Source organism: Cellulomonas olei (genome assembly GCF_039548315.1).
In the GTDB taxonomy this organism is placed as follows: domain Bacteria; phylum Actinomycetota; class Actinomycetes; order Actinomycetales; family Cellulomonadaceae; genus Cellulomonas.
Genome location: NZ_JBCLVN010000025.1, coordinates 1 through 18,492, shown reverse-complemented (window position 1 = coordinate 18,492; position 18,492 = coordinate 1). Strand labels below are relative to the sequence as shown.

Genomic DNA, 18,492 nt, shown 5'->3' with positions numbered 1-18,492 from the left:
GTGGCTGGTGACGGGCCGCGGGCGCAGGAAGTCTACGGGATGGCGACCCCGGCGGGACCGGGACCTCCGGGCGTCCCGACTAGGCTGTCACGCGCCGCGACCCCTCACGAACCCGGATCCCGATGCGCTCTCGCACGCCCTCGACCGCCCCCGGCCGCCCGGCCTGGCTGCTCTGGCTGGCACGGAACGTCACCGCGCTCGCCGCGTGGGGCAGCGTCCTCGCCTTCACCGCCCTGACCATCGGGCCCGCGCTGGCGGGCCGTGGCGTGTTCCTGGGCACGGACGTCCTGACGCAGCTCGCGCCGTGGCGCGACGCGGTGGGGCTGCACCCGCCGACGAACACGTGGATCGGCGACACGATCGACTCGCAGGTCCCGAAGAACCAGGCCCTCGCGACCGCGCTGCGCACCGGGTCGAACCCGTGGTGGAACCCGTACATCATCGGCGGGACCCCGCTGGGGTCGATCCCCGGCACCGGGCTGATGTCCCCGATGTCGTGGGCGTGGTTCCTGGTGCCGGCGAGCTACGCCACGGGCCTGACGAAGCTCATCGAGATCACCGTCGCCGTCGTCGGCATGACCCTGCTGTGCCGCCGGCTCGGCCTGTCGGCCCGGGCCGGAGCCGTGGGCGGGCTGGTCTACGTCGCGAGCGGGTTCATGATCGCGTGGACCAACTGGCAGCACACGCGCGTGGCGGCGCTCATCCCCCTCGCCTTCTGGGCGACGGACCGTCTGCTGATGAGGCGACGGTGGCGCGACACGATCCCGCTGGCCGTGATCGTCGCCGCGATGCTCATGCTCAGCTTCCCGGCGGTCGTCGGGTACGCCGCCTACGCGATCGTCGTCTTCGCGGTCGTCCGCATGGTCGCCGTCCGCGCGCCGCTGCGCACCTGGCTGCGGGCGCTCCTGCTGGGAGGCGCCGCCGGCGCCCTCGGGATCGCGCTGTGCGCGTGGCAGATGCTGCCGTTCATCAACGAGGCGATGACCACCATCGACTTCGAGGCGCGGCAGGCGACCCCCGGCCACCACCTGTGGTGGTCGAGCGTCGCGAGCACGCTGGTCCCGCAGATGATCGGGGACGTCGCGAACCAGACGGAGAGCACCTGGCTGTCCCCGTTCAACCCGGTCGAGTCCTTCTCGTACCTCGGCGCGGGCGCGCTCGTCCTGATCTGCACCGCGGTGCTGGCACGTCCCCGCCGCGGGTCCGGCTGGGTGCCGGCCTACGCGGTCGGCGGCATGCTCGTCGGGGCGTGGCTCGTGTACCAGGGCGGCGCCGCCCTCGGCCTGGTCCAGAACCTGCCGGTGTTCTCCAACAACTTCATCGGCCGCGTCCGGTCCGTCATCGGGTTCTTCGCCGCGCTCGCCGCCGCCATCGGGTTCCAGGCCCTGGTGCGCCGTGCCGACGCGCGCGACGGCACGGCGGGGTCCGACGTCGACGCGCCACCGACCGCGGATGCCGCGAACGCCGCGGACGGCGAGGACGCCGGCACGCCCGCGCCGGCCCGCCGCCGCACCGCCACCGTGCTGCTCGTGGTCCGGTGGGTGCTCGTCGTCGTGCTGATCGGCGGCATCGGCCTGCTGGTGGTGCGGGGCCTGGACCTGGTGCCGCCGCACGTGGAGGCGCGGCTGCGGGTCGACGCGCTCGTGGCGGCGACGGCCCTCGCCGGGTCGGGCCTCCTGGTCCTGCTCGCGTTCGCGACCCGGCGCCGGTTCCTCGCGGTGGTCGCGGGCGTCGCACTCCCGCTCGTCGTGATGGCCCAGGCCGTGCCGGTCGCGCGGACCTGGTGGCCGATCTCCGACAAGGAGACGTTCTACCCGGTCACGCAGACGCACCAGTACCTGCTCGACCACATCGGCCACGACCGCTACGCCGCCGCGGGCTGGACGATGTACCCCGCCACGTCGAGCTTCTACGGCCTGCGCGCCGTGACCGGCCACTCGTTCCACCAGCCCGAGTGGAAGGCGCTGCTGCTCGCCGCCGACGAGGACGCCATGGCGACGCGCACGTTCTCGCTGCTCGACTTCCCCGCGATGTCCTCGCCGGTGCTGGACCGGATGGCGGTCCGCTACGCGGTGACCGACCCCCGGGCCGCCCCGGCCGGCACGCCCGAGCCGGCGGCCACCGTCACCCGCGAGCAGGTCGTCCAGGGCGCCGTGCTCTCCGTGCCGGTCACCGGGCCCCTCAGCGGGGTCCAGGTGGTCCTCCCCAAGGGGGCGCAGCCGTCGGGCGAGAGCGAGCTCCACGTCCGGGTGCTCGCCGAGGACGGGTCCGTCGTCACGCAGACCTCGCGCCCGCTCCCCGCGACGACGGACCCGTACGGCACCTGGGTCGCCCTCGCGGCCGAGGACGTCGCCCCCGACGCCACCGTCCGGCTCGAGCTGACGGTCGACGGCGTCTCCGAGCTGACCGTGCAGGCCGACGACTCCGGGACGTGGGCGCCGGTCGTCGTGCGACCCGACCCCGACGACGGCCTGACGCTGGTCGATGCGGGGGACGCCACCGTGTACGAGCGCACCACCGCCGCCCCGCGCATCCGCTGGGCCCCCGACGCGGTCGTCGTCACCGACGAGCAGGAGCGCGTCGACCTCATCGCCTCGGGCGACCTGGACCCGTCGACCGTGGTGCTCGAGCACCCCGAGGACGACCAGGACGTGCCCGGGGACGCGCAGGCGGACGTCACGGTGCTGGAGGACGACGGCGGCGTCGTCAGCGCCCGCGTCGACGCGGACGGCGGCGGCTGGCTCGTGTTCGCCGAGGCGGTCCGCACCAAGGGCTGGGGCGTGACCGTCGACGGCGTCGAGCGGACCCTCGTGGACGCGGACGAGGCGATGGGCGCCGTGTACGTCGACGCGGGCTCCCACGTCGTGCGGTTCAGCTACGACCCGCCCGGCCTGCGCACCGGGGCCGTGCTCTCCGTCACCGCCGGCGGCGTCGTCCTGGTGTCGCTCGTGGTGATCGCGGTGGGGGCGCTGCGGCGCCGTCGCCGGGGCGACGACGAGGAGGCCGGCGGCGCGCCGGCCCCGGACGGCGCGGAGCCCACGGACGGCGCGGAGCTCACGGACAGCGCGGAGCCCACGGAGCGGGCGGACGAGGCACCCGCCGACGACGCCGGGGCGGCGGGGACCGGTCGCGTCGACGACGCGGGGGCCGACCGTCCCGACGACGCGGGCAGCCGCCGCGCGGACGGGGACGGCGCGCCCCCGGCGTGACGGCCACCCGGGCCGCGCCCGCGGGTCGCGCCGACGACGTCGCGCGCGAGGTCGCCCGGGCGGCCCGTGGGCATGCGGCATGATGTCCCGCATGCGCACGGCAAGCCAGGGGACCCTCGACCGTCCGCGCCACGTCGAGGGGGCCGCGTGATCGTCGCCCCGCCTCGCGGGGCGGCCGGCCCCTCCGGGGGTGGCCGCACGGTGGCCGTCGTGGGCAGCGGCGGCTTCATCGGCCGGCGCGCGTGCGCCGCCCTCGAGGAGAACGGCCACCGCGTGCTCGGGTTCGACCGCAGCCGGCCCGTGTCCGGGCCGCGCGGGCTCTCCCCCGAGGTCGCCGCGGCGGACTGGGTCGTGTGGGCGGCGTCGTCGATCAACCCGATGATCGCCGAGAACGACCCCGACCGCGTCGGGCTCGACCTCGAGGCGTTCGACCTGCTCCTCGCCGGGCTCGCCGGGGCCGGGAGCCCCGCCCGCGTGCTCCTGCTCAGCAGCGGCGGCACCGTCTACGACGAGGCCGCGGACCCGCCGTACGCGGAGACGTCGCCCACCCGCCCGCGCAACGCGTACGGGCGCGCCAAGCTCGCGCTCGAGCACCGCCTGCACGACGCCGCGGCGCCCGGGCTCGTGCTCCGCGTCTCCAACGCGTACGGCCCCGGCCAGCCCGTGGCCCCCGGCCAGGGCGTCGTCTCGCACTGGCTCCACGCGGTCGCCGGCGGGCAGGACCTGCACGTGTTCGGCGACATGTCGGTGGCGCGCGACTACGTCCACGTCGACGACGTCGTCCGGGCGCTGGTGCTCGCGGTCGAGGCCGGCGCGCCCCCGGACGGGGTCCTCAACGTGGGGGCGGGCGAGCCGACGAGCCTGGAGCACCTCCTCGCCACCGTGCGCGCGACGGTCGGCGGGACGCCCGTGGTCGTGCACCACCACCCCTCCCGGTCGTTCGACGCCCGGTCGACGTGGCTGGACTGCCGCAGGGCCGCCGAGACGCTCGGCTGGCGGCCCCTGACGTCGCTCGCCGACGGCATCGCCGGGACCTGGCGGGCCGTCAGCGCGGGGTCGGTCGCACGGGCTGCCGCGCCGGGCGCCGCCGGGCCGCGCTGAGCGTCACGCCACCCCCGCTCCGGTAACCTGCGGGGGCCGGACGGCTGGTCGAGCGACCGCCGTGCGACCAGCCGACGCCCGCCCACCGGCGGGCACCGACCCACCGGGAGCACCCCTCATGACCCTGGACCTCGCCGCCCTCGGCTACCAGCGGCACGGCACGTCACGCCTGTGGGTCCCGGAGGGCACGGACGCCCCCGAGTTCGGCTACAACGACGGCGACGACTACGAGACCTGGGTCGCCACCTCCGTCCGGGACGCCACCGACGTGTCGTCCCTGTCCCGCGAGGTCGAGCGCCACATCCGGGACTGGCCGTCCCGCTACCACCTGAGCCACCAGCGCGCGAACCTGGTGCGCCCCCTCCTCCCCTCCGTCACGGGTCCGGTGCTCGAGGTCGGGGCCGGCATGGGCGCCGTCACGCGCGGTCTCGGCGAGGCCGGGCTCGAGGTCGTCGCGGTGGAGGGCTCGCCGCGCCGCGCCAGCGTGTGCGCGGACCGCTGCCGCGACCTGCCGAACGTGCAGGTGGTGGCGGACACCATCCAGGGGTTCGGGCACCCCCGCCGGTTCCAGACCGTCGTGATGGTCGGCGTCCTGGAGTACTCCCGCGTGTTCGGGTTCGACGCGGGCGACCGTGACCCGGTCGACGTCATGCTCGAGCACATCGTCGGGCTGCTCGAGCCCGACGGCCAGCTCGTCCTCGCGATCGAGAACCAGCTCGGGCTGAAGTACTTCGCGGGCTTCCCCGAGGACCACGTCGGGCGGCGGATGTTCGGGCTCGAGGACCGGTACGCCCCGGACGGCGTCGTCACGTTCGGCCGGGACGAGCTCGCGCGGCGCCTGCGCGGCGCCGGCCTCACGCACCTGGACTGGTACTACCCGTTCCCCGACTACAAGCTGCCGACCACCGTGGTGGCGCACGACGCGCTGGAGCACGACGGGTTCGACGTGCTCCCGCTGGTCGCGGCGACCGGGCACGCCGACCACCAGGAGCCCGCGACGACGGCGATGGACCTGACGCGCGCCTGGGGGCCGGTCGTCCGCAACGGGCTGGTCGCGGACCTGTCCTCCTCGTTCCTCGTCCGCGCCTCCGCGGCCGAGCTGTCGCCCGTCGGCCCGCTCGCCTGGTACTTCGGGTCCTCGGCCCGGCGTCCGGAGTTCGCCAAGGTCACGACGTTCGAGCGCACGGCGGACGGGGTGGAGGTGCGGCGTCGCCGTCCGCTGCCCGACCTCGCCACGACCGTCGCCGGCATCGGGGTGAGGCTCGAGGACGAGCGGTACCTCGGGGGCGCCCCGTGGTCCGCGACGCTCGCCGACCGCCTCGGCCGCGAGGGCTGGCGCGCCGAGGACGTCGCGGAGTGGCTGGGCACCTGGCTCGCGGCGTTCTGCGAGCGGGCCGGCGTCGACCCGGCCGCGGGGCCGGAGGCGACCGTCTCCGGCGACCTCCTCGACGCGCTGCCCCGCAACCTGCTGGTGCTGCCGGACGGCCCCCGGTTCATCGACCTGGAGTGGGTCTCCGCGGAGCCGCTGACGCTGGGCTACGCCGTGTTCCGCGCGCTGTACGACGCGCTCGCCTCGCTGGGGCCGGTGGCGGCGCCCGCCGACGGCACGCCGCTGGTGCTGCGGGACGTGCTGGTGGCCGCGGCGGCGGCGCACGGCGTCGCGCTCACGGACGCGGACCTCGCCGCGCACTGGGAGCGCGAGCGGGCGTTCCAGTCGACGGTGCTCGGGGCTCCGGTGGCGACGGACGCCGTGCAGGCCCTCGGCGCCCACCTGCGCGTCCGCACCGACCTGGACGCCGTCATCGCCTCGCACGAGCGCCTGCCCGCCCTGGAGGCGGGCCTGCGGGAGGACGCGCTGCGGCACGCCACGCTGCTCGAGCAGGCTCGCGAGGAGCTCGACCGGACCCGCGCGGGCCTCGAGGGCGAGCTCGCGCAGGCCACGGGCGCGGCCGAGGGCCTGGGCGCCGCCGCGCACGCGCTGCGTGCGCAGGTGGAGGACCTGCACCGCAGCACCTCGTGGCGGGTCACGGCACCCCTGCGCGTGACCTCCCGCCAGGCCGCACGGGCCCGGCGGGTCGCGGGGCGCCTGCTGCGCGGGGGCACCCTGCGCGCCGCGGCACCGACGCCGCCGCCCGCCGGCCCGGACGTGACCGCCGACCTGGACCTGGCCTACTACCGCGCCCGGCACCCCGACCTCGCGGGGCTCGACGACGCGCAGCTCACCGCCCACTTCCGCGACCACGGGCACGCCGAGGGCCGGCTGGGCCGGTCGCTCATGAGCACCGCGGACGTCCACGTGCGCCACCTGGACCCGGCGCGCGAGACCGTCCTGCTGGTCCTGCACGAGGCGAGCCGGACCGGCGCGCCCGTCCTGGGCTGGAACCTCGCCCGCGAGCTCGGGGCCCGCCGGGACGTCGTCGTCGTGCTGCTGCGCGGCGGCGAGCTCGCCGACGACCTGCGGCAGGTCGCGGCGGCCACGGTCCGGCTCGACGTCGACCCGGACACGTGGGTGCCGCACGACGCCGAGGCGCTGGCGGCCGACCTCGTCTCGCGGTTCCGGCCGTCCTGGGCGCTCGCCAACTCCGCGGCGACGCACGCGCTCGTCCCCGCCCTCGACCGGGCAGGCGTGCCGGTGGTGGCGCTGGTCCACGAGTTCGGCTCGTCGATGCGGCCCGCCGGCGTCCTCGCGGGCATGTTCGCGACCGCCTCGGAGGTGGTGTTCTCCGCGCCGATCGTCGCCGAGTCCATGCGCCGCGAGTACGCCGACCTGCTGGCGCGCGAGCCGCACGTCGTCCCGCAGGGGCAGTCCGAGCTCCCCCCGGGCGCCGCGGACGCACCCGGCGCCCGGCCCACGCCCATCGGGACCGACGGCGTCGACGCCGACCTGCCGGAGCGGGACGCCGCCGAGTACCTCGCCGGGCTGGAGCCGGACGCCGTGCTGGTGCTCGGTGCCGGGACCGTCTCCCCGCGCAAGGGCGTCGAGTTCTTCCTCCAGGCCGCCGACCACGTGCGGCGCACCCGCCCGGACGCCCCCGTGCGGTTCGCCTGGGTGGGCCACCGGATCGGCCCGCTCCAGTGGTACGTCGAGGAGCTGCACGAGCAGCTGCTGCGCAGCGGCGTCGGGGACCGCGTCACGTTCCTGGCCCCCGTGGCCGACCTCGGACCGCTCTTCGAGCGCGCCGACGTGTTCCTCCTCTCCTCCCGCCTCGACCCGCTGCCGAACGTGACCATCGACGCGGCCCTCGCCGGGGTGCCCGTCGTGGCGTTCGACGGCGCGAGCGGGTTCGCCGAGTGGCTCGCGGCCGACCCCCGGCTGTCGGGCCTCGTGGTGCCGCACCTGGACGCCACGGCCGCGGGTGCGCTCGTCCTGGACCTGGCGGACGACCCCGCCCGGCGCCAGGAGCTCGGCCAGGTGCTGCGGTCGGCCGGTCGGCTGGCCTTCGACATGAGCCTGTACGCGGAGCGCCTCGAGGCGCTCGGCGCCGCCGCACGCGCCCGGCGTGACCAGGAGGCCCGCGACGTCGAGACCATCCGCGGTGCCGGTGCGTTCGACCCCGCGCTGTACACCGACCCGTCCCGCGAGGGGGCCGACCCGGGCACGCTGCTCGCCGAGTACGTGCACCGCTCCGCGCTCACGACCCCGCGGGCGCGCCCGCGGACCGGGCTGCTGGTGCGCCGCCCCGTGCCGGGCTTCCACCCGCTGGCGTACGCGGAGCAGGCGCCGGGGTACGACGAGGCCCGCGACGGCGACCCGCTCGCGGACTTCCTGCGTCGCGGCAGGCCCGCGGGACCCTGGCTGCGCGAGGTGCTGGGCCCCGACGCCGCCGAGGTGCGCGGCGACACCGGCGCCCGCGTGCTGGTCCACGGGCACTTCCACTACCCCGAGCTGGTCGACGACCTGCTGACCCGGCTCGCGCTCAACACGCACCCGGTCCACCTGCACCTGACCACCGGCACCCGCGCCGGCGCCGACCTGCTCGAGCAGCGGGTCGCGCAGTCCGGTCTCCCGAGCTGGGAGGTGGAGGTGGTGCCCAACCGCGGGCGCGACCTCGCCCCGCTGCTGACGGGCATCGGCCGTCGGGCGCTCGACCACGACCTCGTGCTGCACGTGCACGGCAAGAAGAGCCCGCACGTCGACCCGGAGGTCGGCGACCGGTGGCGGACCTTCCTCTACGAGAACCTCGTCGGAGGACGCGAGCCGATGCTGGACGTGATCTGCGCCGCGTTCGCCGACCGGCCCGCGCTCGGCCTGGTCTCACCGGAGGACCCGCACCTCAACGACTGGGACCTGAACCGGCCGCAGGGCGAGCGGCTGGCGGCGCGCCTCGGCCTCGCGACCCCGCTCACGACCCACTTCGACTTCCCGCTCGGGACGATGTTCTGGGCGCGGACCGAGGCGCTGCGGCCGCTGCTGGAGGCCGGCTTCGACTGGTCGGAGTACCCGGCCGAGCCGCTGCCGATCGACGGCACGGTGCTGCACGCCCTGGAGCGGCTGGTGCCGTTCGTCGTGGCGGACCGCGGGTTCGGGTACGCGAAGTCGGCGGTGCCCGGCATCGTCCGCTGACCTGCGAGGACGCCCGGCCGCGGCGAACGGGTGAAGTCCGGCGTCGTCCGCACGGCGGCGGGACGAAGCGCCCACCTGGGAACCGGCTGTGCCTCTAGCGTGACGGCACCGATGTCGACCGGGTGCGGCAGCGGCCGGTGCCCGGACACGCAGCGGCTGCGCGCCGCCCCTGCACCCGAGGGGGTCCCATGCAGCTCCACCACCGCGCCCGGCGCGGGCTCCTGGCCGTCGCCGTAGCGGCGGCGACGGCCTTCGCCGCCGCACCCGCGGCCGTCGCCGACGACGCCGACCCCGGCCTGGGCCGGGCGTTCAGCCAGGTCGAGCCGGGCGTGCCCGGCGGCACCGTCGAGGACGACGGCGCCCAGGCGCTCGCGGCGGCGACCGTGCTCGCGGACGCGGACTGGGCGTACTTCCAGGCCGTGAACGTCGCGCGCATCGACGCGGGGGTCGAGCCCGCCAGCCGGAACCCGCGCCTGAACGCGATCGCCGCGGCGTGGGCCACCAAGCAGGCGGCCTCCGGCGGGCTGTCCACCGACCCCTCGCTCGAGAGCAAGCTGCCGGCCGGCTGGTCGGACGGCTACCAGGCCATCTACGCGGGCCCGGCCACGTCCGCCGCCGAGGCGATCCGCGTGGTCGCCCGGGACTACCTCCCGGCCGACACGACGTACCCGACCACCACGGACGTCGGCGTCGCCGTGGCCGAGGTCCCCGGCCCGGACGGCGTGAACTGGTACACGATCTACCAGGTCAGCGCCCGGTACTCCCACAGCTCGCCGCAGGCCGGCGAGTCCACCCTGTACCGGTTCTACCGCCCGTCGTCGGGCACCCACTTCTACTCGACGTCCAAGCGCGAGCGGAACTCCGTGATCCGCGACACCGGGTTCCGGTACGAGGGGCCCGTGGCGTACGTGCTCAAGCCGACGTCGACCGCGTCCGGCTCGCGCGACCTCAACCGGTTCTACCAGCCGGGCACCGGGACGCACTTCTACACGTCCACCACGCGCGAGTACCGGACCGTCAAGACGCTCCCGCAGTACCGCCTCGACGGCGTGACGGGCAAGGTCTACACGACCGCCGGGACGGGCCGCACCGCGATGTACCGGTTCTACCGGCCGGCGTCGGGCACGCACTTCTACACGGCCAGCGCCTCCGAGCGCGACTCGGTGAAGCAGCTCCCGGGCTACACCTACGAGGGCATCGCGTTCTACCTCCGCAAGGCGTCCTGAACGCCACGGTGACCGCGGGTCGGCGCGATCCGCGGTCACCGTCGCCACCTGACCGGCGCGCCTCACCACTCAACTTCTCGCACGGAGCACTCAACTCGGCGCCCGGCACCCCCCTGGGCCCACCCGGTTCGCCCCCGGGCCGCCCTAGCGTGGCGCCGATCGCACCCGCGAGAACACCGCCCCCGCCCGCACGTCGGCCGGGGGCGGCGTCACGAGAGGATGAGGTAACCGATGATGCGCACCCGGACGTGGCGGCGGCTGACCGCCGTCGCCCTGGCACTCGCGACCGCCGGGGTGGGCGTACCGCTCGCCGCCGCCGACGAGGCCCCGGCAGCCGACGAGATCCAGCGGGCGTACGCCCGGTTCGGCGACCCGGTCACCGAGCCCGCGGCACCGGAGGCGTACGGGCCGGCCACCGACGGCACGGAGAGCACGGGCGGCACGGACCCGGCGGACCCCGCGGACGCCGGCGGGGCCCCGCTGCCGACCACCGGCTCGTCCCTGGCCGGCGACGACGCCGGGCCGGTGCCGGACGAGGTGCCGGCCGATGTGCCGGACGACGACGTCGACGGTGCGACGGTCGCGCCGGAGGGCGGCCTCGAGACCTCCGAGGCGCCCGCTGCCGGGTCGACGGCCGCCGTCGAGCACACGGCTGCCGCCCCGGAGGCGTCCGCCGCCGGCGCGGCGACGCCCGTGGCCGTGGCCGCCGCGTCCCGCCCGGCGACGCTGCTGGGGGCGGCGGGCTGGGACTACTTCCGGTCGCTGAACCAGACGCGCCTCGGGGCGCGGGTCGAGCCGGTCGTGCGGCACGGGGCGCTCGGCACCCTGGCCGAGGCCTGGGCCACGCGGCAGGCGTCGCAGGGCACGTGGTCGCTCGACCCGGACATCGCGTCGAAGGTGCCGGGCACGCCGCTCGACGGCTACCAGGCGATCTACCGCATCCCGGCGACGTCGGCGGACGCCGCCATCCGCGCCGCCCGCTCCAGCTACCTGGTCCGGGACGCGGTGGACGCGAACCTCACGGACGTCGGCCTCGCGGTCGTGGAGAGCCCCGGGTACGGCAGCACGAGGTACTACACGATCTACCAGATCGTCGCCGAGTACTCGCACAGCGCCCCGCGCTCCGGCGAGACCACGCTGTACCGGTTCTACCGCCCGTCGTCCGGCACGCACTTCTACTCGACGTCGAAGGGCGAGCGGAACACCGTGATCGGCGACGCCGGCTTCCGGTACGAGGGCCCGGTGGCCTACCTGCTCACGTCGGGCTCCGCGACCGCCGGCGCCCGCGCGCTCCACCGGTTCTACCAGCCCGGTACCGGCACGCACTTCTACACGTCGACCACGCGCGAGTACCAGACGGTCCGGACGTTGCCGCAGTACCGGCTCGACGGCTCCGTCGGCAAGGTGCACACGCGGCCGGCCGCCGGTCTGACGGCGATGCATCGGTTCTTCCGGCCCGCCTCCGGGACGCACTTCTACACCGCGAGCCCGTCCGAGCTGGCCGCCGTGAAGAAGCTGCCGGGGTACCGGTACGAGGGCGTCGCGTTCTACCTGCGCAAGGCCTCCTGAGCCGCTGACGGGACGGCCGCGGTCCCCCCGCGTGGGGACCGCGGCCGTCCCGTCGCGTCCGCCGGGGTCCGGTCAGCCCGCGAGCACCGCCGGCGCCGCCACCGCCCACCGCTGCTCCCAGCTGCCGATCGGCTCGACCCCCGCGGCGGTCAGGGCGTCGTGCCCGAGCACGGAGTAGGCCGGGCGCGGGGCCGGGCGGGCGTAGGCCTCCGCCGTCGTCGGCCGGACGATGGCCGGGTCGAGCCCGGCGGCCCCGACCACCGCCTGCGCGAAGCCGTGCCACGACGTCCGGCCGGAGGACGTGCCGTGGTACGTCCCGGCGGGGGCGCCGGCCTCGACCAGCCGCGCCACGAGGTCCGCCAGGTCGACGGTCCACGTCGGCTGGCCGACCTGGTCGGCCACGACCTCGAGCCCGCCGCGCTCCGCGGCGACGCGGGCGATGGTGCGGGGGAAGCAGGCGCCGTGCGCCCCGTACAGCCACGCGGTCCGGACCACGAGGTGGTCCGGGTTCTCCGCGCGGACGGCCCACTCGCCGGCGGCCTTCGTCCGGCCGTACGCCGACCGCGGCGCCATCGGGGCGGTCTCCGCGTACGGCTCGGTGGCGTCGCCGGCGAACACGTAGTCGGTCGAGATCTGCACGATGCGCGCGCCGGTCCCGCGGGCGGCGCGGGCCAGCAGCTGCGGGCCGACGGCGTTGACCGTGAACGCGTCGTCCTCGTGCTCCTCCGCCGGGTCGACCGCCGTCCAGGCCGCGACGTTCGCGACGACGTCGAACCCCCGCACCGCCCCGGCGACCGCGGCGGGGTCGGTGATGTCGAGGTCCGCGCGGTCGACGCCGGTGACCTCGTGCCCCCGCTCGGTCAGCAGCCCGACCAGGTCCTGGCCGAGCATCCCGTTCGACCCCGTCACCAACCAGCGCACTTCGACTCCCCTCGCCCGGCACGAATGCCCCGAAGCCTACCGGCGCGGCTACGCTGCCAGAGGCCACCGACAGCAGAGAGGACCACCATGACCTACCGCGAGCTCGCCGTCCCGGGTGCCTGGGAGATCACACCCGTCCAGCACGGCGACCCCCGCGGCGTGTTCCTGGAGGCGTTCCAGGGCGGCCCGTTCGCCGAGGCGGTCGGGCACCGGTTCGACCTGCAGCAGGCCAACCTGTCGGTGTCGGCCGCGGGCGTGCTGCGCGGCGTGCACTTCGCGGACGTCCCCCCGGGGCAGGCCAAGTACGTGACGTGCCCGCGGGGCGCCGTGCTCGACGTCGTCGTCGACATCCGGGTCGGGTCGCCGACCTTCGGCACCTGGGACACGGTGCTGCTGGACGACGTCGACCGCCGGGCGATCTACCTGGGCGAGGGCCTCGGGCACGCGTTCTTCTCGCTCGACGACGACTCGACCGTCATGTACCTGTGCTCCACCGGGTACTCCCCGGGCCGGGAGCACGGCATCCACCCGCTCGACCCGGAGATCGGCATCGAGTGGCCGACCACCGACCGGCACGGCAACCCCGTCGCCCCGCAGCTGTCCGCCAAGGACACGGCGGCGCCGACGCTCGCCGAGGCGCGCGAGCAGGGTCTGCTGCCGCGCTACGACGAGGTGCAGGCCTACCTCGACTCCCTGCGGGGCTGAGCCACTCGTGTGAGGTCCCGGTCCGGGGCGCCGGGGGTCCGGTAGCCTCGGGCCGCCCGGCCGTCCGCCCTGGTCGGGCCCCGGTGGCGTGCCGCCGGGCAGCCACCGCAGGAGAACCGACCCGTGGCCGACACCGCGCCGACGCTCGACCACCCCCCCGCACCCGCCGCCGGTGCCCGGCTGCGCCCCGCCGTGCCGCGGCCCCGGCCCCTGCCGGCCCTGGGTGCCGGCGCGCTCGTGGCGGTCGCCGTCGCGCTGCTGCGCACGACCGGCGTCCTCGGCGGGTACCCGGCGCTCGTCGTCGCGTTCCTGCTGGTGCTCGCCGTCCCGAGCTCGCGCCTGGGCTCCAGGCGGCTGCTCCTCGCGGCCGGCTGGGCGGCGGGGCTGCTGCCCGCCCTGTGGTGGTGGGACCTGCCGCTCGGCCAGCTCGGCCGGGTCGGGCTGCTGCTCGCGGTGCTCGCGGGCGGCCTGACCGCCTCGGTGCTGTGGCGCGGGCCGCGCGCCGCGCGGGAGCGGGCCGCCCTGCTGCTGCCCACCTGGCGCGCGGTGGACCTGGCGGTCGCGGCCGCGGCGGCGTTCGGCGCCGTGGCCTGCCGGGGGCTGCTCGCGGTGCGTGACGGCGCGCAGGCGCTCGCCGCCGTGCAGCCGGCGTGGGACAACTCCGCGCACGTCGACATGGTGCTCATGCTGCGGCGGGCGGGCGCCGTCATCCCCTCGCTCGCCGCGCCGGCGGGCGGCGGGACGTGGAAGTTCGCGGACTACCCCGAGGGGCACCACGCCGTCGTCGCCACCGTCATGGAGCTGCTCGGCACCGCGACCCCGGGCTCGGCGGCGGACGAGATGGTGCTGTACGCCCGGGCGCAGGGCTTCGTGCTCGCGGCGGCGGCCGTCGTCCTCGTGGCCGGGTTGTGCGCGCTGCCCACGGCACCGCGCCGGCCGGCTGCGACCGTGCTGGCCGCCGCCGGCGTCTCCGCCGTGTACCTCGTCGGGCCCGGTGCGTCCGCGTACACGTCGGGGTTCCCCAACTTCGTGCTGGGCTGCGCGATGGCAGGGGCCGTCCTGCTCCTCGCGGTGACCGTCCCCCGGCCGCTGACGCCCGTCCCGCTGGCGGCGATCGGCGGCCTGCTCGTGGGCGTCGCGCACTCCTGGGTGCTCCTGCTGGCGCTCGCGCTGCCCGCCGCGGCGCTCGTCGCGCTCCCGCCGCGGCGGGCCGCCTGGCGCGCCCCGCGCCAGGACGTCGTGCTGAGCGCCCTCGTGGTCGTCCTCACGGCCGGCGGCGGCGTCGTCGCGCTGCTCACCCTGCGGCGCCTGGCGGCCGCGGACGTGCTGGTGATCCCGGGCGGGATCGCGGTCCCCGGCGCCGGCCTCATGCTCGCCGTGTGCCTGGCGGCGGTCGCGGCCGCGCTGCTCACCGGGGCGGGCCGGACGCGCCGGACCCCGTGGACGGCGGTCGTGCCGGCGGCCGGCCTCGCCACCGCGGGCGCGGTCGGCGTCCTCCAGCTGCGCAGCACCGGGGAGCTGAGCTACTACTTCTGGAAGCTGTTCCTCGGCGTCGCGCTCGTCGCCGTCGTCGCGCTGGCGGTCGCGCTCCTCGGCCGGTCGCCGCGGCGCGGCGGCCCGCGGGTGCCGCGCTGGCAGTCCGTCGCCGCGGTGGCCGTCGGCTGCCTGGCACTCACCCAGCTCCACGGGCTGACCGGCCGGTCGACCGGCGAGCTGCGCGTCACGCCGGACCAGGTCGCGCGCGCGGACGCCCTGCTCCGCGCGGCCGAGACCGCCGCCGCGACCGGCCGCCCGGACGTGGTCTACGTGCGCGCGGACGACGCGATCCACCCGGTCAACGCCCAGCAGTGGCTGCTCGCGCTGACCGGCACGTGGACGTCGGCCACCGAGGCGGGCGCCACCGAGCTGCTCGCGGCCGCCACCCCCGCCGACGTCGCCGCCATCGCGCTGGCGCGCGGCGCGACCGTGGTCGTCGCCCCGCAGGACGTCGCCGCGCTCGGGCTCGAGGACGCCCCGGCGGACCAGGTGGTCACCTGGGGCTGACGGGCCGCCCCACGTCCGCGGACCACGCGCGCAGCGCGAGGACCAGGGCGCCGGTCAGCACCAGCAGCGACACCGCCGAGCCGACCACGAGCGCGACGACAGCCACCATGGTCAGCTCGCCCGGCAGGACCGCCGCCACGACCAGCGCCACCGCGCCGGCGACCCAGCCCACGACGACCGCCCGCTCACCGGCGAGCGCCAGCAGCGCCTGCGCGGCGAGCTGGGCGAGCATGAACAGCGCGCCGGACAGCGCCAGCAGCGTCACGACCGTGCGGCTCACGCCGAACCCGTCGCCGAACAGCAGCGGCACCAGCACCTCGCCCCAGGCCCACACCGCGGCCGTGCCGCCGACGCCGATCGCCGCGGTCGCGGCCGTCACCAGCCCGAGCCGCCGCCGGTAGCCCGCGACGTCCCGCAGCCCGACCATCGCGGCGAGACCGGGCAGCAGCACCGCCTGCACGGCGGAGAACATGAACACCGGGACGCGGGCGATCGTGAGCGCCGCGAGGAACTGCCCGCTCAGCACCTCCTGCTCCGGGGTGGCACGCAGCTGGACCACCAGCGGGCCGGCGTTCGCCAGCAGCTGGGACGCGAGCGACGCGACCACGAGCACCGCGACCGCACGTCGGACCGCGCCGGCGTCCGGCGGCTCCCCGGCGTCGACGAGGCCCGCGCGCCGCGGGGTCGTCGCGAGCACGGCGAGCAGCGGGGCGACCACCAGCACGAGCCCGAACGCCCACACCTCCCGGACGCCGGCGAGCGCGAGGGCGCCGGCCCCGGCCATCCGGAGCAGGCCGTCCACCACGAACTGGGCGCCGTAGCTGCCGTACCTGCCGTTGCCGGCCAGCAGCCCGCGCGCGACGTACGCGACCGCCATCCCGAGCAGGGCCCCGACCAGCAGCGGCACCAGCGTCGCGTCGCCGTGGAACAGGCGCCGCGTCAGCAGCGGCCAGGCCACCAAGCAGACCAGCGCGACGGCGCCGAGCAGCACCGCCGCGACGCGGCCCACGAGCCGCACCACGCCGTCGTTGCCGCGGCCGAGCGCCCGCAGGGACGCGGTCGTGCGGCCGAGCTCCTGCTCGAACGGCAGGAACAGGCCGATGCCGACGGCGTTGAGCAGCGTCCACAGCACCGACAGCGGCGCGAACGCGGCGGGGCCGAGCGCCTGGCCCGCCACCCCGAGGAACACGTACGCGGCGAGGCCGTAGACCCCGAGACCGGCGGCGACGGACAGGAACCCGAGCCGGCCCGAGAGCAGGGTGCCGAGGCGGGAGCGGGCAGCAGGGGGCTCGGCGGGGCTCGGCACAGCGGACACCCTACCGGCGGGTACGCGGCGCTCCCCGGGCCCTCCGGGAGGACCGGCACGGCCGTGCGCCACGGCGACCGGCGCCCCGGACCAGGCCTGACGCGCCCCCGCCGCCCCTATACTCGGGTCCGCCCACGACCCCAGCGTCGCCTCCGTCCGTGGAAGGTCCCCGCATGCCCGACCGGATGCCGCCGCGCACCGCCAGCACCCCGGCGCCCGGTCGCCGGACCTCCCGGCTCCAGCAGGTGGTGGACCGCGTCCCCGGCGGCTGGCGGTGGACGGGCGTGGGCCTGCTGCTCCTCGCCCTCACCGCGTGCTGGTCCGTGGCGACCCCGCTGATGTCCTCCCCGGACGAGCCGAGCCACGTGGTGCGGGCCGCGGGCGTGGTCCGCGGGCAGGTGTCGCTGGAGCTGCACGAGCCGCAGTCCGGTGCCGCGGCTCCGGGCCTCGCGGGCCTCGTGGAGCTGCCGTCCGACTACGCCGCGTCGGTGAACCTGCCCAACTGCTTCGCGTTCCAGCCCACCCAGTCCGCCGACTGCCAGCAGGACCTGCCGCCGGCGGACGGCACCGTCGTGGTCGAGACGTTCGCGGGCCAGTACCCGCCGCTGTACTACGCGCTCGTCGGCTGGCCCTCGCTGCTGCTGCCCGCGGACGCCGGGATCATGGCGATGCGGCTCGTCAGCGCGCTGCTCACCTCCGTGCTGGTCACCTGGGGCCTGGTCCGCCTGACGCGCATCGAGGGCAACCGGGGCGGCATCTGGGGGGCGTCGGTCGCCCTCACGCCGATGTGCCTGTTCCTCGGGGCCACGGTGAACCCCTCGGGGTTCGAGATCGCCGCCGCCTTCACGTTCTGGACGGCGTGCCTCGCCCTCGTGCTGGACCGCCGCCCCGTGCCGACCTCCGCGCTCGTGCAGGCCGTGGTCGGCGGCGGGCTGCTCGTGACGACCCGCTCGTCCGGCCCCGTGTGGGCGCTGGCGATCGTGGTGGTCGCCCTCGTGGCCGCGCCGGCGGGCCGCTGGCGCGCCGTGCTGCGGCACCCGCGCATCTGGTGGTTCGCCGGCGCGACCGCCGTCGCCTGCGCGCTGGGTGCCGGCTGGCTGCTCACGCACCCGGCGGTCGTCACGACCCACGACGCCTACCCGCACCTCGCGGACCTGCGCGCCGCGGTGCTCGGGGTGCTCGGCTTCGGCTCGCAGTACCTGCTCAACATGATCGGCGACTTCGGCTGGCTCGACGCACCCTCGCCGCCCGTCACGGTCATCGCCTGGTACGCGGCGACCGGCGCCGTGCTGCTCGTCGCGCTCGGCGCCCGGCGTGCCGCGCGGACGCGGGTCGCGCTCGTCCTGCTCGTGCTCGGCACCGCGGCCGCGCCGCTCGCCCTCCAGGTCCCGACGGCCGCCGACACGGGGCTGATCTGGCAGGGCCGCTACGCGTTGCCGATCGCCGTCGGCGTGCCGCTGCTCGCGGGCCTGCTCGCCTCGGCCGCGCCCGCCGGCGAGGCGGACCTCGTACGCCGGCTCGCCCGCGCGACGCTCCCCGTCGTGGTCGTGGGCCAGGTGGCGGCGTTCTACTGGGGCTCGCGCCGGTACGCCGAGGGGGCGGACGGGGACCTCATCACCCTGCACCCCGACTGGCAGTCCCCCATCTCCTACCTGCCCGGCGTCGCGCTGTACGGGGCCGTCGCCGTCGCGCTCGGCCTGTGCGCCTGGGCGTACCTGCGCCCGCTGCCGGAGCCGGCGGCCGACGTCGCGCCCGCGCCGCCGGCCGGTCACGGGGCGGCGCAGGCCGCTCCCGCCGTCGGAGGCTGACCCGGCGGCCGGCCCGGGCCGCGCCCGGCTCGCCGGCGTC

At 76.8% G+C, this 18,492-nt stretch carries 10 protein-coding genes; 8 read left to right on the top strand and 2 right to left on the bottom strand.

Annotation, left to right across the window (positions count from 1 at the left end; all coding sequences use genetic code 11):
• Window positions 1–122: 122 nt before the first annotated feature.
• The 5 genes from AAHH18_RS09430 (at window position 123) to AAHH18_RS09410 (ending at window position 11,669) form a co-directional block, all read left to right on the top strand.
• Window positions 123–3,209: a YfhO family protein gene (locus AAHH18_RS09430; RefSeq protein ID WP_343301426.1), complete on the top strand. Its 3,087-nt coding sequence runs from the start codon at window positions 123–125 to the stop codon at window positions 3,207–3,209.
• 201 nt (window positions 3,210–3,410) lie between these two features.
• Window positions 3,411–4,310: an NAD-dependent epimerase/dehydratase family protein gene (locus tag AAHH18_RS09425; RefSeq protein ID WP_283319721.1), complete on the top strand. Its 900-nt coding sequence runs from the start codon at window positions 3,411–3,413 to the stop codon at window positions 4,308–4,310.
• 118 nt (window positions 4,311–4,428) lie between these two features.
• The gene (locus AAHH18_RS09420) at window positions 4,429–8,874 is read left to right on the top strand and encodes a rhamnan synthesis F family protein (protein WP_343301425.1); all 4,446 of its coding nucleotides are present in this window, start codon (window positions 4,429–4,431) and stop codon (window positions 8,872–8,874) included.
• Between the two features lie 188 nt (window positions 8,875–9,062).
• Window positions 9,063–10,100 (top strand): CAP domain-containing protein, encoded by a 1,038-nt coding sequence (locus tag AAHH18_RS09415; protein ID WP_283319719.1) that lies wholly within the window; start codon window positions 9,063–9,065, stop codon window positions 10,098–10,100.
• A gap of 231 nt (window positions 10,101–10,331) precedes the next feature.
• Window positions 10,332–11,669 carry a hypothetical protein gene (locus AAHH18_RS09410; RefSeq protein WP_343301424.1) on the top strand — a complete coding sequence of 446 codons (1,338 nt, stop codon included), beginning with the start codon at window positions 10,332–10,334 and terminating at the stop codon, window positions 11,667–11,669.
• Window positions 11,670–11,741: 72 nt separating this feature from the next.
• Here the strand turns inward: AAHH18_RS09410 and rfbD are convergent, their stop codons facing one another.
• Window positions 11,742–12,590: a dTDP-4-dehydrorhamnose reductase gene (gene rfbD, locus AAHH18_RS09405; RefSeq protein WP_343301423.1), complete on the bottom strand. Its 849-nt coding sequence runs from the start codon at window positions 12,588–12,590 to the stop codon at window positions 11,742–11,744.
• Window positions 12,591–12,677: 87 nt separating this feature from the next.
• Here rfbD and AAHH18_RS09400 point away from each other — a divergent pair, with 87 nt between their 5' ends.
• On the top strand, window positions 12,678–13,295 hold the full coding sequence (locus tag AAHH18_RS09400) for a dTDP-4-dehydrorhamnose 3,5-epimerase family protein (RefSeq protein WP_283319716.1): 618 nt from the start codon (window positions 12,678–12,680) through the stop codon (window positions 13,293–13,295).
• 123 nt (window positions 13,296–13,418) lie between these two features.
• Window positions 13,419–15,338: a hypothetical protein gene (locus tag AAHH18_RS09395; protein ID WP_343301422.1), complete on the top strand. Its 1,920-nt coding sequence runs from the start codon at window positions 13,419–13,421 to the stop codon at window positions 15,336–15,338.
• Here AAHH18_RS09395 and AAHH18_RS09390 read toward each other — a convergent pair.
• Window positions 15,325–16,644, bottom strand: a complete 1,320-nt coding sequence (locus tag AAHH18_RS09390) for a lipopolysaccharide biosynthesis protein (RefSeq protein WP_343301421.1) — start codon at window positions 16,642–16,644, stop codon at window positions 15,325–15,327. The genes AAHH18_RS09395 and AAHH18_RS09390 overlap by 14 nt on opposite strands.
• A 173-nt stretch (window positions 16,645–16,817) precedes the next feature.
• On the opposite strand from AAHH18_RS09390, the gene AAHH18_RS09385 reads away from it, so the two are divergent.
• A complete protein-coding gene (locus tag AAHH18_RS09385; RefSeq protein ID WP_283319713.1) occupies window positions 16,818–18,452 on the top strand; it encodes a DUF2142 domain-containing protein in 1,635 nt (544 codons plus the stop codon).
• The last annotated feature ends 40 nt before the right edge of the window (window positions 18,453–18,492 follow it).